At 45.3% G+C, this 18,580-nt stretch carries 12 protein-coding genes; 9 read left to right on the forward strand and 3 right to left on the reverse strand.

Features of this window, described 5'->3' with window-relative positions; all coding sequences use genetic code 11:
• Positions 1-64 precede the first annotated feature (64 nt).
• The 3 genes from AAA943_RS11685 to AAA943_RS11695 all read left to right on the forward strand — a co-directional run bounded on the left by AAA943_RS11685 (position 65) and on the right by AAA943_RS11695 (position 2,671).
• A complete protein-coding gene (locus AAA943_RS11685; protein ID WP_338224435.1) occupies positions 65-1,315 on the forward strand; it encodes an efflux RND transporter periplasmic adaptor subunit in 1,251 nt (416 codons plus the stop codon).
• 132 nt (positions 1,316-1,447) lie between these two features.
• On the forward strand, positions 1,448-1,801 hold the full coding sequence (locus AAA943_RS11690; protein ID WP_338224436.1) for a four helix bundle protein: 354 nt from the start codon (positions 1,448-1,450) through the stop codon (positions 1,799-1,801).
• Between the two features lie 171 nt (positions 1,802-1,972).
• Positions 1,973-2,671 (forward strand): ABC transporter ATP-binding protein, encoded by a 699-nt coding sequence (locus AAA943_RS11695; RefSeq protein ID WP_338219151.1) that lies wholly within the window; start codon positions 1,973-1,975, stop codon positions 2,669-2,671.
• A 34-nt stretch (positions 2,672-2,705) separates the two neighbouring features.
• Here the strand turns inward: AAA943_RS11695 and AAA943_RS11700 are convergent, their stop codons facing one another.
• The gene (locus tag AAA943_RS11700; protein ID WP_338224437.1) at positions 2,706-3,107 is read right to left on the reverse strand and encodes a four helix bundle protein; all 402 of its coding nucleotides are present in this window, start codon (positions 3,105-3,107) and stop codon (positions 2,706-2,708) included.
• 147 nt (positions 3,108-3,254) lie between these two features.
• On the opposite strand from AAA943_RS11700, the gene AAA943_RS11705 reads away from it, so the two are divergent.
• The 5 genes from AAA943_RS11705 (at position 3,255) to AAA943_RS11725 (ending at position 14,168) form a co-directional block, all read left to right on the forward strand.
• Positions 3,255-5,624, forward strand: coding sequence for an ABC transporter permease (locus AAA943_RS11705; RefSeq protein WP_338224438.1), 2,370 nt, complete (start codon positions 3,255-3,257; stop codon positions 5,622-5,624).
• 138 nt (positions 5,625-5,762) lie between these two features.
• Entirely contained in the window at positions 5,763-8,168 is a 2,406-nt protein-coding gene (locus AAA943_RS11710) for an ABC transporter permease (protein ID WP_338224439.1), read from the forward strand.
• Between the two features lie 197 nt (positions 8,169-8,365).
• Complete coding sequence (locus AAA943_RS11715; protein WP_338224440.1) at positions 8,366-10,789, forward strand: ABC transporter permease; 2,424 nt, start codon at positions 8,366-8,368, stop codon at positions 10,787-10,789.
• A 178-nt stretch (positions 10,790-10,967) separates the two neighbouring features.
• Complete coding sequence (locus tag AAA943_RS11720; protein WP_338224441.1) at positions 10,968-11,660, forward strand: head GIN domain-containing protein; 693 nt, start codon at positions 10,968-10,970, stop codon at positions 11,658-11,660.
• A gap of 81 nt (positions 11,661-11,741) precedes the next feature.
• Positions 11,742-14,168 carry an ABC transporter permease gene (locus AAA943_RS11725; protein WP_338224442.1) on the forward strand — a complete coding sequence of 809 codons (2,427 nt, stop codon included), beginning with the start codon at positions 11,742-11,744 and terminating at the stop codon, positions 14,166-14,168.
• A gap of 18 nt (positions 14,169-14,186) precedes the next feature.
• On the opposite strand, the gene AAA943_RS11730 is transcribed toward AAA943_RS11725, so the two are convergent.
• Complete coding sequence (locus tag AAA943_RS11730; RefSeq protein ID WP_338224443.1) at positions 14,187-14,618, reverse strand: RrF2 family transcriptional regulator; 432 nt, start codon at positions 14,616-14,618, stop codon at positions 14,187-14,189.
• A gap of 202 nt (positions 14,619-14,820) precedes the next feature.
• On the opposite strand from AAA943_RS11730, the gene AAA943_RS11735 reads away from it, so the two are divergent.
• Positions 14,821-17,367 carry a TonB-dependent receptor gene (locus tag AAA943_RS11735; RefSeq protein WP_338224444.1) on the forward strand — a complete coding sequence of 849 codons (2,547 nt, stop codon included), beginning with the start codon at positions 14,821-14,823 and terminating at the stop codon, positions 17,365-17,367.
• Positions 17,368-17,570: 203 nt separating this feature from the next.
• On the opposite strand, the gene AAA943_RS11740 is transcribed toward AAA943_RS11735, so the two are convergent.
• Positions 17,571-18,446: a sulfite exporter TauE/SafE family protein gene (locus tag AAA943_RS11740; RefSeq protein WP_338224445.1), complete on the reverse strand. Its 876-nt coding sequence runs from the start codon at positions 18,444-18,446 to the stop codon at positions 17,571-17,573.
• Positions 18,447-18,580 lie beyond the last annotated feature (134 nt).

An 18,580-nucleotide genomic window follows, 5' to 3' on the forward strand; every position in this document is an offset into this window, starting at 1 on the left:
CGCCATTTTTGGATGGCACAGCAATTGGCAAATGGTGTACAGCCAATGATAGGCAACATTACACATGGATAGAAAACTGGAAAAAAAGACGTGGACCCCCAGAAGAATTGCAGCCGTTTTAGGTGGCGTGGTTCTATTGGCGGGAATTATTTATCAGATTGGATTTGCCGACCACCGCTCTACTATGAATGTGGAGAAAGACCGACTGAGTATCGGAACGGTACGAACAGGGGAATTCACCGATTATATTTTAGTCTCCGGACAAATCGAGCCGGCAAGAACCGTCTTCCTCGATGCAATCGAAGGAGGGGTGGTCAATCGGGTAATCCGAGAGTCCGGCGCCCTTGTCAAAAGAGGAGATACCATTTTGATCCTGAACAACTCCAATCTGCAGCTCGATGTGATGCAGCGGGAGACTATGCTCTACGAGCAAATCAACAATCTTCGTCAAACCCGGCTTCTTCTGGATCAAAACGACCTCAATCAGCAGGGACAATTGGCCGAAATCGACTACCAAATCAGCCTGCTTGAGCCTCAGTATCAGCGATTCAAAGAGCTTCATGAAAAAAAGCTGGTCTCCGACCGGGAGTTTGAAGAGGTCAAGGAGCAGTACGAATACAACGTCAAGCGCCGAAAATTGACCTATGCCTCTTACCGAAACGACTCCATCGCCCGCTCCATTCAGCTCAATCAGCTGAGGATGTCCGAAAATCGTATGCAAGCTTCATTGACAGGTGTGGGTAACATCCTGGACAACCTGATCATTACCGCGCCTATAGCCGGACAATTAGCCACTCCGCAGCAGTTGGAGATCGGACAGGCCATCAATCCCGGTCAGCGCTATGGACAAATCGATATTTTGGATGAATTCAAAGTGAGAGTGCCAGTGGATGAGCTTTACCTGCCCAGAATCAGCACTGGACTGAGAGGGAAGTTTTCCCTAAGCGGAAGCGAATACGAACTCGAAATCAACAAAATCTATCCTACCATCACCAATGGGAGATTTGAGGTGGATATGATTTTCACGGGAGAAAGACCGGAAGGAATCCGAAGAGGACAAAGCGTAAGAATCCGATTGGAATTGGGCCAAAGTGAACAAAGTCTGCTTTTGCCAACCGGTGGATTCTTCAAGGACACGGGAGGCAACTGGGTTTTTGTCCTCAATGCAGCCGGAAATGCTGAAAAGAGAAACATTCGACTGGGAAGAAAGAATCCCGAATTCTATGAAGTTCTGGAAGGCTTGGTTGAAGGTGAAAAAGTCATCATCAGCGGATACGAGAATTTTGGGGATAATGAGGTGTTGGAGTTGAAGTGAGGAAAGATGGAAGACAGAAGACGGAAGACCGAAGTGGAAAGATCAAGGGTGATAAACCGATAATTGGAAAAGTTTTAGCGTTAAGGCTTTTTCGACCAATACTTAGGAATTCAAAATCAAATTAATAATTCGATGGGATTCAAATTTGAAAAACTTTTGATTTGGCAAAAGGCTATGGATCTGGCTGAAGACATCCAAAAATTATCTAAAAGGTTTCCAAAAGAGGAGCAATATAACCTCACAAGCCAAATCAATAGAGCTGTAGATTCTATTGCCTTAAATATTGCCGAGGGTTCAATAATCCAATCCAATCCTGAGCAGCATAGGTTTTTGGGCTATGCTATTAGATCAATTGCTGAGGTAGTAACCTGCCTTCATAAGGCCAAGAGAAGAGCTTATTTATCGAATGAAGAGTTTGAAAAATTGTATAAGGACTTTCAAGATTTGATGAATATGACTATAGGCTTTAAAAACAAAATTAATTAGGAAATAACCTACCATTTTAAATTCAAATCATGCAACCTATCGAACAATTTGTACATCTATAAACTCAAGCCCTTTAATCTTTAATAAGAAAAAACCTTAACCACTAAAAAATAAATAAACGATGGGTCAAGAGACTTCTGTCTTCCGTCTCCCGTCTTCAAACAACTTACTATGGAAAACGTAATCAAAACCGTCAATCTCCGTAAACTCTACACCACGGAGGAAGTAGAAACTACTGCATTGGATGGAATCCAAATCGAAATCAAAAAGGGGGAATTTGTCGCTATCATGGGACCTTCCGGATGCGGTAAATCCACCTTACTGAATATCATTGGTCTTCTGGATAATCCGGACAGTGGCGAGTATCATTTCCTCGATCAGGAAGTAGCCAAGTTTTCCGAGCGTCAGCGATCATCTTTGAGAAAAGGCAATATCGGCTTTGTGTTCCAAAGCTTTAATCTGATCGATGAGCTGACTGTGTTCGAAAACGTCGAATTGCCGCTCCTTTACCTCAAAACCCCCGCCGATGAGCGAAAGAAAAGGGTGGAAGAGGTCTTGACCCGAATGAATATCATGCACAGAAGGAATCACTTCCCTCAGCAGCTTTCCGGTGGTCAGCAGCAGCGTGTGGCCATTGCCCGGGCGATTGTTGCCAAGCCTTCCGTAATCCTCGCCGATGAACCGACAGGTAACTTGGACTCTAAAAATGGTGAAGAAGTGATGCGTCTTTTGGAAGAACTGAATAATGAGGGAACTACCATCGTCATGGTAACTCACTCTCCTCATGATGCCAACTATGCTCACCGGGTCATCAATCTCTTTGACGGAAAAGTGGTGACGGAGAATATCCGGGAGCAGTTTCATGTTTGATGCAGGGAAGAATGGGAGTAAGGAAGTCAGGAGGTCATTTTCCTTCTGAGTTTGCACTTCCGCGATCAGTTGGCTTTTTGGTTTTCAAAGTAGCCCGAAAAGCCCCCATACTGTTCATCAAAGCATAGGCTTGAGTATAAAAGTTGGAAAAATCAGCTTCAGATAGATACTTCCTTCTTCTTGTCTTGTACAAACAGGTGACCACCTCAGCTAATGATCGTAACGAATAGCCGATGAATTTTCGGAATTCCTTGTTCGATTGGCCTGTGGAACCTTCGGCGATATTTAGAGCTATGGAATCAGCTGCTCTGCGAATTTGGGAGATCAAATTGTATTTCTCCTCGATCGGAAATTGGCCTGAGGTATCAAAAATCAACTCCCCAAAATCCATCGCTGTGTGCCAGATTCTTAGTTTTTCAAATTTGAAAGTTTCCATGATTGACTGGGTTAAATGAGGTTAAAAGATTGAAAATCAAATTATTGAAAAGAGAAGTATTTTAAAACATCTCTCCCAAATTCTGTTCAACAAACTTCCCGACTCCCATACTTCCCAACTCCCATACCCCCAATCGTCCTAACTCCCATGCTATCCAACTACCTAAAAATCGCTTTGCGCGGCTTTGCAAAGCACAAGCTTACCTTCTTCATCAATACCCTCGGACTTTCCCTTGGTCTTTGGGCGGCTATTCTGATCGGCTTGTGGATCAAGAGTGAATATGAAGTGGAAAAAGGACTTGCCGAATCCGATCAGGTCTATCGGGTCATGGAGCATCAGTCTTATGGTGCTGACGTCTTCACCACTACATCCACTCCGGGGATTTTGGCGGAAGCGATGAAGGAAAATCTTGCCGAAGTGGAAAAGGCAGCCACTTACTCTTGGAATGAGGAGCATCTCTTTGTCAATGGGGAAAATCGGGTCAAACTCACCGGGTTTTTTGCCGGAAAGGACTACCTCCACATCATGCAGTATCCTTTTCTCCATGGAAACAAACAGCTGGCACTGACGGATAAGTCCCACATTGTACTGACGGAAGAGGCTGCTGTCAAGCTTTTTGGTACTTCTGATGCTATCGGAGAATCCGTACAGCTGGTGAGCAATGAAGGGGAGGAACTCTATGTGGTACAGGGAGTATTGCAAAGCTTGGGCAATAAGGCGAGTTCAAGATTTGAGTATATCCTGCCTTATCAGGTCATGTTTGATAAGCCCTACAATGAATGGCTTACCTATTGGGGAAATAATGGTCCAAGTACCATTTTGAAATTGCGTGCCGGTACAGATGGTGAAAAATTCTCCAATTCCATCGAAAACTTCATCGCCGAACGCAACGAAGGCAGCAACGTCAAGCTTTTCGCCTATCCCCAATCGGATCTTTACCTCCATGGTTCCTGGAAAGACGGCAAGCTTCAAGAAGGCAGAATCAAAACCGTAAAGCTGTTTGCGATGATCGGAGTGTTCATCCTGCTGATTGCCTGCATCAATTTCATGAATCTGTCCACTGCCAAATCCCAAAAACGTGCGAAAGAAGTGGGTGTCAGAAAAGTCTCCGGGGCGGACAAAGCCTCCTTGGTGTACCAGTTCCTTAGTGAATCTATCCTAATTACTTTTTTTTCAGGAATTCTGGCTTTGCTTTTGGTTCAGATTACTCTTCCGATCTTCAATATCCTTACCGGAAAAGACATGCATTTACCATTAGGCGAAGGTCTATTCTGGGTTCAATTTGGGGCAATTCTTTTGGTTACAGGATTGGTTTCGGGGAGTTACCCGGCCTTTTACCTTTCTGCTACCAAGGTGGTGTCCGTTTTCAAAAATCATATTCAAGGAAGCAAGCGGGTAGTTTGGGCACGAAAAGGGCTGGTTCTCTTTCAGTTTATTTTGGCAACCGCACTCATTGTATCCACGGTGGTGGTTTTTCAGCAGATCAATTATGCGCTAAAGCAAAGTATCGGTTATGAAAAGGATCAGCTAGTCCTAGTGCCTTTGGAGGGAGAACTTTTCGGAAAGTATGAGATCTTCAAAACCCAATTGGAAAATAACCCCAATATCGAATCCGTCACCCGGACCACTCATTCCTTGATGGGTAGAAGTTCAAATACCGGCGGGGTAGAATGGGAAGGAAAAGACCCGGATTTTACCGCGCTTTTTGAGCGGATTTTGGTGGATTATGACTTCTTGAGTACGATGGGAATGAAGCTGATTGATGGGGAGGACTTTTCCAGAGAAAAGGGGTCAGATTCTACCCAATCGGTCATTCTCAATAGAAAAGCATTTGAGCTGATTACCCAAAATAATCCGGAAAACAGGATGCTCACCATCAATGGGGAAACCAGGCAGGTAAGTGGGGTAGTGGAAAATTTCCACTTCCAGAGTTTTCATCAGGTCATGGAGCCCGCTTTTATTATTCTGGACCCAAGCTATGCCTCCAATGCGTTCATCCGCATTAAAGCAGGTGAAATGGAGGAAACTCTGGCCTCGATACAATCCCTAGCTGAGGAGTTGAATCCAGTATTTCCATTTTCCTATCAGTTTATGGATGAAAATTACGCCCGGATGTATCAGGACGATGTACGCTTGAGAGATTTGGCTCAGTATTTCAGCATCCTGACTATTCTGATTTCCTGCCTGGGATTGTTGGGCCTTTCAGCCCACGTTGCTGAGCAAAAGACCAAGGAGATCGGCATCCGAAAGGTATTAGGGGCTTCCACGTTCCATATTTTGCAGTTGATCAACAGAGAGTTTATCCTGGTGGTCATGGTTTCGATTTTGATCGGATCGGCATTGGCCTATTGGTTTATGAAGGATTGGCTGGAGGGCTATGCTTATCGGATTGATTTTGAATGGTGGTTTATCCCACTGGCTGGGGCTCTGATTCTGGGAATCGCGCTGATTACGGTCAGCCTTCAATCCATTCGGGCTGTAAGAAGTAATCCCGTTCAGGCCATTAAGACGGAATAAATTCTGGTCGAAATCGGGCGTTTTTGTTCGCTGTTTTAGAATTGACTCCCTAAAAAAGACTGAAATTCAGGTTTTTGGGGAGTTTTTTGATGGCACAAAAACTGGTCTATCTGATCATATCCTTAGCTTCTCTAACCTATGCTCAAGAATTATTTCAAAATAGCCTTTCGAAATCTCCTCAAAAGAAGACTTTTCTCCTTTGTCAATATTTTGGGTCTTGTCTTAGGCCTTTTCTGTTTTTTGATTTTGCAGGCTTTCGTGGTCAGCGAATTTTCCTACAATGATTTTCATGCTAAAAAGGATCGCATTTATCGATTGGTAGTCCAGGAAGGAAGTGGGGAATATGAAACTTACCTTGCTCCGGGATATGCGGGAGTAATTGAGAGCAATTTCGCTCAAGTGGAAGCAGCTGATCGATTTGCAGGATACATTGGAGGAGGCTTGGTAGCTATTCCGGGTACTGATTTGGCGTTTAAGGAAAGTGCAGTAGGTTTTGTGGAAGGAGATTTCTTCAATACATTTTCATTTGGATTGGTTCGGGGCACGGGTGATTTGGAAAAACCTTTTACTGCTGTTTTGACCAAAACTTTGGCAGAAAAATACTTTGGAACTTCAGATGCCTTGGGCAAAGCTATTTCCCTCAGCAATCAGTTTGGCAAAGCCGATTTTATCATTACCGGGGTTCTGGATGAGATCCCGGCCCCATCGGATTTGGTGGGGGATATTTTTCTTTCCATCCATACGCTTGAGCGACCCGACTACCGAAAGGGCAATGGCTGGGCTGATCCCAATGGATTGGAGTCTGGTTTTGTGAATATGTTTTTGCTAATCAAAGAAGGAGAATCTCCTGAAAGCTTGGCAGCGCAGATGACTGATTTTATCCGTCAAAACCCCAATGCGAAGGAGGATCAGATTTTCCTTCAGCCTTTGGAGGAAATTCATTTGGGATCGGGAATTTCAGACCCCATGCCCAAAACCAGCTCCATGGGAAGTGTTTTGGTTTTTCTAGCTATGGCAGTTTTGATTCTTCTGATCGCTTTTGTCAATTACCTGAATCTTTCATCGGCTAATCTCTTAACTCGAATCAAAGAAATCCGGATGAGAAAGGTCATGGGGGCATTTTCCTGGCAGCTTGCCCAGCAGTTTATGGTCGAGACCCTTTTATTGGTTGGTACTTCACTAGGATTCGCATTGGTTCTGTTTCAGCTATTGAGTCCCTTAGCCAGCGAATTGCTAGGGAAACCTATTGCAGAAAATCTCTGGGGCCAACCTTGGGCTATCGGAATGCTGGCCATGATTACACTCGCTGCTGCAGCGTTTTCCGGTGGGTATGTGGTTATTCTTTCTGGTCAATTTGAGAGAAATTCTAGGTTACGTTTTTCTTCAAAAGATCGGCAATGGGGTAGAAAGGCTTTGGTGGTCTTCCAGTTTGTGATTTCCATCGGGATTATTTTGTGCACGTTGGTGATTCGTGACCAATTGAGCTATATGCAAAGTCAGCCTCTCGGAATGGAACTGACGCAGCGCGTAATTGTGGAAGGTCCAGAAGACTTCCAAGGAGATAAAGCAGGGAAAATGGACGCTTTCCGTCAACGGCTTCTCGCCCAAAGTTTCGTTCAGGGTTTGGCCGGATCCAATTCCCTACCGGGTTACAGCTATAATTTTTCGGCTGCAGGAATTACTCCTTCTGTTCCCAGACCGGAGGACAAGGATTACAACTACTCCATGTTTATCATCGATGATCAATTTATCCCAACTTATGGTATTGAAGTATTAGCGGGAAGGAGCTTCAATCGGGGAGAAGCGGAGGCCAATTGGAACAACCTTAGAAAAGTCATGCTCAATGCCAAGGCAGCTAGGCAGTTGGGTTTCGAAAGTCCGGAAGCAGCCGTGGGGCAATCCATTTTATGGGGAGAGCCTTTTGAGGTAGTGGGCGTGATAGCGGATTACCATCACATGTCATTACGGGAAGAAATCAGCCCAATGATTCTATTGGCTGCTGAAGCTTCCGGTTATTTCACGTTGATTCTGGACAACGCCAATATGGCGGCCCAAATCGGAGAAATTGAAAAAATCTACAAAGAAGTATTTCCGGGCAATCCCTTTACCTATTCCTTTTTGGATGAAATATATGGACGGCAATACCAGCAGGAGCTGCAGCTCAGTCAGGCCTTCAGCGTAGCGGGAGCTTTGGCTATTTTAATTTCCTGCTTGGGTCTTTTTGGACTTTCGGCTTACGCTGTGCAGCAGCGAACGAAAGAGATCGGGATTCGAAAAGTACTTGGGGCAAGTACCCAAAGCCTTCTCAATCTGATCAGCAAGGACTTTCTGATTTTGGTAGGGATAGCGATTGTTTTTGCTGTCCCACTTGCTTGGTATGTGATGCAAAGCTGGCAAGCGGATTTTCCATACCGAGCAGGACTGTCTTGGTTGACATTTGTCTGGGCTGGATTGGGTTCCATGGGAATTGCCTTATTGACTGTGGGATTTCAGGCTTTAAAAGCCGCCTGGTCCAATCCTGTGGAGTCCATTCGAAATGAATGAGTTTGCCCGAGAGCGGACGAATTGGACACTGTGCGAACACTTTTTATCTAAAAAAGGCCTTTTTGAGGATCAAAAAGGCCTTTTTCTTTTTGGAATATTTCATGAACTCTTTTTGCAACCTTTAACTCAAAAGCTGCATCTCCCAAGTAGAAAACTAAACCAACTCATTTTTCCCAACCACTAAACCAACCTCAACCATGTGGAAAAATTACTTCACAGTCGCTTTGCGTAATTTAAAACGCAACAAAATCTACTCCGCCATCAACATCATCGGACTGGGTCTGGGTATGGCAGCCAGTATTATGATCGCTCTTTTTGTTCTGGATGAACTCAGCTATGACCAGTTCATCCCCAATGGGCACCGGATCTATCGCGCCAATGTCAGCGGGAAAATGAACGGAAACGAGTTTACCTCCTCCACCTCAGCTACCCCTCTGGCCCCCACGATGCTCAATGAACTTCCTCAGGTGGAGGATGCTGTACGTTTTGGCTTGATGCGCACCTTTCCTTTCCGCTTAGAGGAAAAAGCTTTTACAGAGCCCATCGTCTTGGCTGCCGACCCCAATTTCATCGATTTCTTTGGTTTGGAAATGCTCAAGGGAGATCCAAAAACCGCTTTGGTTGGTCCAGATAGGGTAGTACTCACCCAAAGCGTGGCCGAAAAATATTTTGGTACGGAAGATCCTCTTGGGAAATCCATTTTCAGCGGCTCGGAAAATAAACCACTGGAAGTGACCGGAGTGGTGGCTGACTTTCCTGTCAATTCTCATCTGGCTTTTGATGCAGTGATTTCAGGTGAAAACTTCTGGTATTTCGAACAGGAAAACTGGACCAGCAACAACCTCTACACCTATTACCGTTTAGCCGAAGGCACTGACCCCATGCAAATCCAGCAAGCCATCAATGGCTTTGTCGAAAAGTACGTGGGTGAGGAGATATTGGCTTTTTTGGGAATCCCTCTGAAAACTTTCCAGGAACAGGGCAATGATTATGGAATCCAAACCATGGCGCTTCAGGATATCTACCTCAAGTCTGCCACCAACGACGAAATCAAGGCTCCAGGCAATGAGCAGTATCTGATTCTTTTTACGGCTATTGCCATTTTCATCCTATTGATTGCCTGTATCAACTTCATGAACCTGGCCACAGCCCGCTCCGCCAACCGGGCCAAAGAAGTCGGTGTCCGAAAATCCATCGGGGCAAACAAAGGACGATTGGTCGGTCAATTCCTGGCTGAATCATTCTTGTACTGCTTTTTTGCCGGAGTCTTGGCTTTGGCCATCATCCTGGTTTTGCTAAAACCTTTCAATGCCTTGGCAGGAAAAGAGCTGGGCTTTGGATTTTTGATCCAGCCTCAATTCTTGCTGGCCTTTATTTTGTCCCTTTTGGTGGTAGGCTTGATTGCAGGCTCCTATCCAGCATTTTACCTGACCTCTTTTTCTCCTGTTACCGTATTAAAAGGGAAATTGAGAAGCGGTGTCAAGCGCTCTGGGTTAAGAAGCGGATTGGTGGTTTTTCAGTTTTTCATTTCCACGATTTTGATCATTTCCAGCATGGTAGTCTATAAGCAGCTGGGATTTATGCAAGCCAAAAACTTGGGTTTTGACAAGGAAAATGTGCTTTCACTTCTACATGTTCGAGCTTTGGGAACTAATCAGGAGGCTTTCAAGCAGGATTTACTCAATCAATCCGGCTTTTTGGAGGCGAGTTTTGCCAATAGCCTACCTCCTAAGCTGGACTGGAATTCTGTGATGAGAACCAAAGACAAGCAGCAGGATATCCTGTGCAATATCAATGTGGTGGACGAAGATCACTTGGAGACATTGGGGCTCAAGTTGGCTTCAGGTCGTTTTTTCTCCAGAGAAATCACCGCAGACACGGGCTCAATCCTAATCAATCAGGCTGCCATGGCTCAAATGGGTTGGACAGAATTGGATGGTACACAGGAGATCGGAGGGTTTTGGAGTGAGGATGGATCGATCACTTACAGAAAAGTGGTTGGCGTACTGGAAGATTACAATTACGAGAGCTTAAGGCAAAATGTCCGCCCCTTGGTGATGATGCTGGGAAGCAGGAATGATTTCAATGAAATGGCCATCCGCTTGAGTCCCGGCAATTATGCAGATCAGATCGAGCTGTTGGAAGATATTTGGAAGAAGCATGCCGCTGGTGCTCCGTTCGAGTACTCCTTTCTGGATGCTGATTTTAATCTGCTCTTTCAAAAGGAGCAAAAGATGGGCAATATCATCCTCATCTTCACAGTTTTGGCGATTGGAATCGCCTGTTTGGGCTTGTTTGGACTGGCAGCATACACCACAGAGCAGCGATCCAAGGAGATCAGCATCCGCAAAACTCTTGGAGCCTCCATGCTCAATCTGGTGACGATATTGAGCAAGGATTTTACGCTATTGGTCTTGATTGCTTTTGTACTCGGAGGACCGATCAGCTATTATTTTCTGGAAAAATACTGGCTGCAAAACTTTGCCTATCGGACTGAGATCGGCTGGTGGATGATCTTAGGAGCAGGCTTGATTTCTATTTTCATCGCATGGCTTACCGTCAGTTACCAGAGTTTCAAAACGGCTGCTTCCAATCCGGTGGATTATTTGAAGAATGAATGACCTCAATTTTTCCTTAAAATCTAAGTCAAGTCAAATCGTCCGCTCACGGGCAAAAAGTGTTGGCAACGGACAAGAGATTTTAAAAAAAGTGGCGTTAAAGCAGCTAAAGACAAAATCTGCCTTGGCATAATTCCTGAAAAATAAATTATCACTAAACCAACCCAACTTCTTAAAAACTATGAATCTTCAAAAAACTTTCCTCTCTCTAATCCTCTTCCTTATGGGAAGTGTGCTCACTCTGGCTCAAAATTCGGAAACCAGAACTCCGGGTCCCTTTACTCAAGTGGAAAACTCAGGCAGTTGGGATATTTACATCACAGAAGGCTCTTCCGATGAGGTCCGCCTGGAATCCAGGTCCTTTGATCTGAGTAAAGTCATTACCAAGGTTGAAAATGGGCAATTGAAAATCCGATTGGAAAAAGGAAACTGGAGAAATGTGGATTTGACCGTTTACGTGACGGTCCGGGAATTGACCTCAGTCGGAAATGGCGGCTCTGGAAATATGTATCTGGAATCTGACTTTGGTTCTGATTCATTCAACATGGGTCTTTCAGGTTCCGGAAATATCCTAGCCAAAAACTTGAATGTGGGAAAAATCAACATTGGAATGAGCGGATCCGGAAGAATTGAAATTCAGGGAGGCTCTGCAGAAAAAGCTTCTGTGGGACAGTCTGGTTCCGGAGACTTGGATGCGTTGGACTTTACTGCCGATGTGGTAGACATTGGAAAGTCCGGTTCTGGAAATACCTCCATTGGAGTCAATGATTCCTTAATCGTGGGGTCTTCCGGCTCCGGCAATGTATACTACCGAGGAAACCCGGAGAAGCAAAGCATCGGAGTGTCCGGTTCATCCCGTGTGATCAAGAAATAATAACCACCCAGCCCTATAATGAATAAAATGCCGGTAGAGTGCTGCTTTATCGGCATTTTTTCTTCCTAAACAAGAAAAGACATGTTTAAAAACTACTTCAAGATCGTCTTCCGAAATGCCAAAAAGCATCCCATGTATGTGCTGATCAACTTGGTTGGTCTGGCCATCGGGATGGCCGTGAGTATCATTATTTTACTCTATGTTCAGTTTGAACTGAGCTACGACAACTACCATCCGGATGGGGATCGTCTGTACCGGGTATCCCGAGCTTGGTTTAATCCTGACGGGCAAATCAGTCTTCATTTGGGACATACGGCCCCTCCCTTTGGTCCTTTGATCCAATCGGATTTTCCGGAAGACGTGGAGGTTTCAGCCCGGCTTTTCAACTTTGATCCATTGATCAAGTCCGGGGGAGATGCCTTCGAAGAGGAACGGTTTTTCTTTGCTGACCAGGAGGCTTTTGATGTCTTTGGTTGGGAAGTAGTGGCAGGAGAGGGGAAGACAGCCTTGGACCAAGCGGATGGCTTGGTGCTGACCGAATCCACCGCCAAGCGATATTTTGGGGATACCCCTGCGGTAGGAAAAGAACTGATCGCCCTGCTGAATGGGCAGGAAGTAACTTTTCAGGTTCGTGGGGTAATGAAGGACATTCCGGAAAACTCGCATTTCCAGGTGGACTTCTTGGCCTCTATGGTACCGGTTGTTCAATTTTATGGAGGGTTGGAGGCATTTATGTCCAACTATGGCTCGAATAATTTCTCCACCTACATCAAGCTTCGGGAAGGACTCAGTTACAAAGACTTTGAAGCCAAACTTCCCAGCCTGATCGATCGGCACATGGGGGAAACTCAGGCTGGAATTCCTATGTCCAAGGGGACGCAATTATTCCTTTGGCCTATTCAGGACATCCACTTGTACAGCAATCTGGATTCGGAGATTGAGGCCAATGGAAACATAGATTATGTGTACATCTATTTGGCTGTGGCCTTTTTTATCCTGCTCATTGCCTGTATCAATTTCATGAACCTCTCCACTGCTCGCTCCTCCTTGCGATCTATGGAAGTGGGGCTTCGCAAAGTCATGGGTGCGGATCGGGGGCTGTTGGTCCGTCAGTTTTTGGGGGAATCTTTCGTTATGACTGCCATGGCTATGATGTTGGCTTTGATCTTAGTGTTTTTGTTTTTGCCCAGCTTTGCAGACTTCTCTGAGCGGCCTTTAAGCTTGAATTTTTTCCAAAATCCGCTCTATCTATTGGGTGTTTTGGGAATCATGGTCTTTGTGGGCTTGATTTCAGGAAGCTATCCCGCTTTGTTTTTATCGGGCTTTATGCCTGCCAGAGTACTCAAAGGAGCCTTCAAGGCAGGTAAAATCCATGAGCGTTTTCGGTCCGTCTTGGTGGTAGGTCAGTTTGCGATATCCGTGGTATTGATCGTTGCCGTTTTGGTGGTCGTAGGGCAGTTAAACTTTATGGTGGGCAAGGATTTGGGTTTTGAAAAAGAAGATGTGGTCTACCTGCCCTCCAATGCTGAGATTCAAAATAATTACCTCCTTCTCAAGGACCGCTGGGAAAATCATCCCGGAATTCAGTCTGTGACTATTTCCAGCCGTGTGCCCTCCGGAAGATTGCTGGATTCGCAAGGAGCAACTGCCGAAGTCAATGGTGAAATGAGCCAGTTGAATATCCGGATTGCAGACATTCATGTGGCGCACAATTTCCTTGACACGTACGGCATTAACACGGTTGCTGGAAGAAACTTTAATTACGATTTGGCGAGTGATTCGACGGAAGCATTTATCCTTAATGAAACAGCCGTTCGTGAAATCGGCTGGTCCAGTCCGGAAGAAGCCGTCGGTAAGCAGTTTCTTTACGGTGGACAACGGGGCTTTGTGACCGGAGTGATGCAGGATTTCCACTTTGAAAGCTTGCATCAGCCGATCGTTCCAATTGTTTTTTTGATTGCTACGGACCGCAAAAATCCGGTCAGCTTCAAGATTCAATCCGATCAAAGGGAGCAGATTCTAGCGTACTTGGAGGCAGAATGGGCTCAGTTGAGACCTGATTTTCCGTTTGAGCCGACTTTTGTAGATGAGGGCTTCAATCGCCAATACGAGGCCGAGGATCGCGTGAAAACCATTTTCACCTTCTTTTCTGCTTTGGCGGTATTGATTTCCATTTTGGGACTTTTGGGATTGGTGACCTTCGCTACCGAGCAGAGAACCCGGGAAATCGGCATCCGAAAAGTGATGGGAGCAGAGACAGGAAATATTCTCTTGCTTCTTGGAAAAGACTTTTTGAAACTGGTGGGAATTGGCTTTTTGATTGCCATTCCTATTTCCTGGTTTGGAATGAACAGCTGGCTGGAAGATTTTGCTTACAGCATTGGCGTACATTGGACGGTGTTTCTTTGGGCGGGATTGGGTGCAGGGGTGATTGCTGCAGCCACAGTGGTCTCTCAGACGATCAAAGCCGCCTGGGCCAATCCTGTGAAAAGCATTAAGAATGAGTGATAGCCCTTCCTGAAAAGTTTATTTTGAGAATGGGTCAGAGATGGAGTCCTTCATAGAGGTAATTGGACGCTCAAGAATCGGAAGCATCTCTGACCTGACCTCTGCAAAAAGTTTACGAATCCTGCAGGTTTCTTCGTTGTCACATTCTCCGCAAGATTCGTAGAATCGTTCCGAAATACAGGGAATCAATGCGATGGGGCCATCCATTGCCCGCATAATCTGTGCAATGCTGATTTCCGAAGGGGGCTTGGCCAAGGAATAGCCACCGTCCGAACCCCGGCTGCTTTTGATAAGCTGATGCGTTTTTAGGTCTCTGAGGATGTTTTCCAAAAATTTATAGGGGATATTTTCCTGATTGGCAATGTGCTTGGCAGATACGGGGACTGCATCAGGATTGTCTTGTAGAAAAAGGATAGTTTTTATAGCGTATTTGGCTCTTTTGGATAGCATAAGGAAACAGCAGTGATGTGCCAAAATACAAAATTCACAGCTAGGATAAACTTTTTGGAAGCAGGGAATCGCCTAGATGGGGCATGTCTTGAAAAAAAACTTCAAGTTTTTCTTTTTGGATTGGTTTTTCGATTTACTTTTGCCTTAATCCTACCAAAATGGTAGGAAATATAGGTTATATAGGAAATTTTATTGCTATTACATGAAAGCACGATTTACATTGTTGTTTGGATTGCTTCTACTTGCTCAGGCTGCTTTGGCTCAGCAAGTGATTGAAGGCATAGTTAAAGATCCATCCGGTCAGGTATTGGAGGGCGCCACGGTGTTGGTGAGAGAAACCAAGTCGTATGGAATAACGGATTCTGAGGGTAAATTCCTACTTAAGACTTCGGGAACTTTTCCATTGACCCTTCAGATCAATTTTGTCACCTACCAAGAATCGATAGTGGTTCTCTCTGCCGCACCTACTTCTCGTCTGGAGATTATTCTTGAAGAGGATTCGGAATTGGCAGAAGTGCTGATTACAGCCAGGAGACGATCGGAAGAAGTACAAAAGGTACCCATCCCCATTTCTGTGGTTGGAGGACCCAGGATTGAAGAAACCGGATCATTTAATGTCAATCGGGTGAAAGAACTGATTCCTACCGTGCAGCTTTATTCTTCCAACCCAAGAAACACGACATTGAATATCCGGGGACTAGGATCTACGTTTGGTCTGACCAATGACGGGATAGACCCTGGGGTCGGGTTTTATGTAGACGGGGTTTATTTTGCCAGGCCTGCGGCGACCTCCTTGGATTTTCTCGACATTGAGCAGATTGAGGTGCTCAGGGGACCTCAGGGGACGCTTTTCGGAAAAAATACCACTGCAGGGGCTTTTAATATTTCAACGCGGCTTCCGAGTTATACTCCCGGTGGAACTTTGGAATTGAGTTATGGTAATTTTGGGTTTGTCCAGGCGAGGGCCTCGGTCACAGGCCCTCTGTCCAAGTCCCTTGCAGCAAGATTATCTTTCTCCGGTACTCAAAGAAACGGAACTCTTGAAAATATCCGAACCGGTCAATCGATCAATGATCTGAACAACTTGGGATTCAGGGGGCAACTCCTCTTCAACCCTTCCAGTAAAGTGGAAATTGTTTTGGCTGGGGATGCCAGTTTTCAGCGACCCATGGGCTACGCCCAAGTAGTCGCAGGAGTCGTAGAAACCCAGCGCGACCCATATCGGAGGTTTGAGCAAATCATCGCTGACCTGAATTATGACCTCCCTACCCGAAATCCTTTTGACCGAATTATCGATCACGATACTCCATGGAGGTCCAATAATGATTTAGGAGGAATTTCCCTGAATGCAGATTTTCAACTTGGAGAAGGGACTTTGACCTCTACTACAGCTTGGAGATTCTGGAACTGGGGACCTTCCAACGACCGGGATTTTACCGGTCTGCCAGTATTGACACTTTCTCAAGCTCCTTCCCGACATGACCAATATTCTCAGGAAATCCGATATGCGGGGGATTTTTCCAAAAAACTCAGCGGGGTATTTGGGGTATTTTTCCTAAGTCAAAATCTTGAAACTTCCCCATACCATACCGAGGAATCAGGAGCAGCCCAATATCGGTTTGCCCAAAACACCACCAGTCCCTTATGGGCTACTCCGGGGCTTTTGGAAGGATATGGCATCCGGACTACTTCCTTGCTGCGTTCTACCTCGGCAGCTGTGTTTGGTCAGTTGGATTGGGCAATTACAGAGAAGCTCCACGTTTTGCCAGGTATCCGATTCAATTACGACCAAAAAGAGGTGGATTACGACCGAGTAGCCTATGGAGGCTTGGAAACGGACGATCCAGCACTTTTGGCGATCAAGCGATCGGTTTATTCATCCCAAGGCTTTCAGGCCAATGTAACCGATCAGAACTGGTCAGGTCAAGCCACCATTTCCTACCAGTTTAGTGAAAAGATAAATGCTTTCGGGACCTTTTCGACGAGTTATAAGCCTGTTGGGATCAATTTAGGAGGCTTACCTTCAATCGCTGGTCAGCCATTGTTGGAATTGGCTGAGGTCCTGCCAGAATATGTGGTTCACTATGAGCTTGGGGTTAAAACCAGTCCTGCTAAAGGGTCAACCTTCAATCTGGTACTGCATCAGACTACTATAGAGAACTATCAAACCCTGGTTCAAACAGCCGAGGTGGGTGTCAATCGAGGGTATTTGGCAAATGCCGAAGAGGTCCGTGTGATGGGATTGGAAGTAGACGGAAGCCTGCGACTCAATTCCCGATTTTCTCTGACTGGTGCATTGGCCTACACGGATGCGATTTATGTTTCTTTTCCCAATGCCCCCGTTCCCTTGGAAGAGACTGGGGGAGAGTCTGCTTTCAAGGATATTTCCGGAGGCAGACTTCCCGGAGTATCCAAATGGGCAGGGTCATTTGGAGGAGAATATTCCATTCCAGCTAAGTTTTTCAAGGCTTCAGGAAGTTTTTTCACCGGATCGGATGTGTTCTTTCGTTCCTCGTTTTCCTCCAGTCCCTCTCCGTCCCGTTTTCTCCATGTAGAGGGGTACGCCCTGGTCAACGCTCGGTTGGGTTTCCGGGCCAAAGAAGGATTTTCCACCTTTATTTGGGCTAGAAACCTGTTGAATACCGATTACTTTGAGCAGCTGCTTCCTGCCTCGGGAAATGCCGGACATTACGCAGCAGTATTAGGTGATCCGGCTACTGTCGGACTCACTTTCAAATATGAGTTTTAAAATGGCATCAAGGTTTTTCACCAACAAAAGCCGATCTGAGTTCAGATCGGTTTTTTTTAGAACTTGCCAATCCGCTTTTTTGCCAGAATGAAAAAAAGACGCCCTAATTTGAGCTCAGAGGTTCAGGGTTTGGAAGCTTCGGACTTCCAGCCACAAAAGCCAAGAGAATACGGCAACTGGCATAATTACGGATAATCAAATTTTTAGAATATAGAGATATAAAAAGTCCTCAAACTCAACAGAATAATCAAGATCCCTACGGCTACCATAAGGTGTTTGGGTTTGACCAATTTGCAGATATAAGCTGCAAAAGGGGCTGCGATAACCCCGCCAAGGATAAGTCCCAAGACGGGGGCAAGACTAAGTTCCTTCACGAAAAACAAAAAAGTGGAGGCACTGGCCAAAGACACAAAAAACTCAACAAAATTCCCCGTTCCGATAGCATAGCGGGCTATTTTTCCTTTGCTGAGCAAGGTGCTGTTTACAATAGGACCCCAGCCTCCACCACCGATCGCATCCGCAAATCCGCCCGAGGTTGCCAATACCGGAAGACTTCTACTTTCGCGGTTGAATTTGACAGCATGGTGTTTTTTTCTAGCCTTTTTTAAGATCACAAATCCCATGACTAAAAGATAAACGGCAATGATCGGCTTGACCATATTTCCATCTACATTAGACAGCAAAAATGCGCCTACCATAGATCCAATCACTCCGGGGATCAAAAGCTTTTTGGCCAATTTCCAATCCACATTCCCCATCTTCCAATGAGAAATGCCCGAAGCTAAACTGGTAAACACCTGAGCAAAATGCACCCAAGCAGAGGCTGCAGCCGGAGGAATTCCAATTCCCAGTAAAATGGAGTTGCAACTGACCCCATAGGCCATTCCCAATGCCCCGTCGATACTTTGAGCGATAAACCCAACCAATAAAAACCATAAAAACATTTCTGTATCCAATTCCCAGCTTTTGATGGACTGGGTTAGGGTTTGGGTAACCATCAGGAAAAAAATCATGCCTGCAAAAGCAAAAAACATGGTCCAAAATGGCTCATTCTTTAATCTCAACAACAATTTTTCCATGAAGTATTTAGACTGTATTTTCCATCCAAAATTAAGCAGTAGACTGATAATTCCTACCTATTAAATAGGCAATATAGAATTTAAAGGGTTATTGCTTCTTTTTCCCAACATTCCCTCCTGACCTTATGTCTGGA

This window comes from Algoriphagus confluentis (assembly GCF_036245625.1).
Lineage (GTDB): Bacteria > Bacteroidota > Bacteroidia > Cytophagales > Cyclobacteriaceae > Algoriphagus > Algoriphagus confluentis.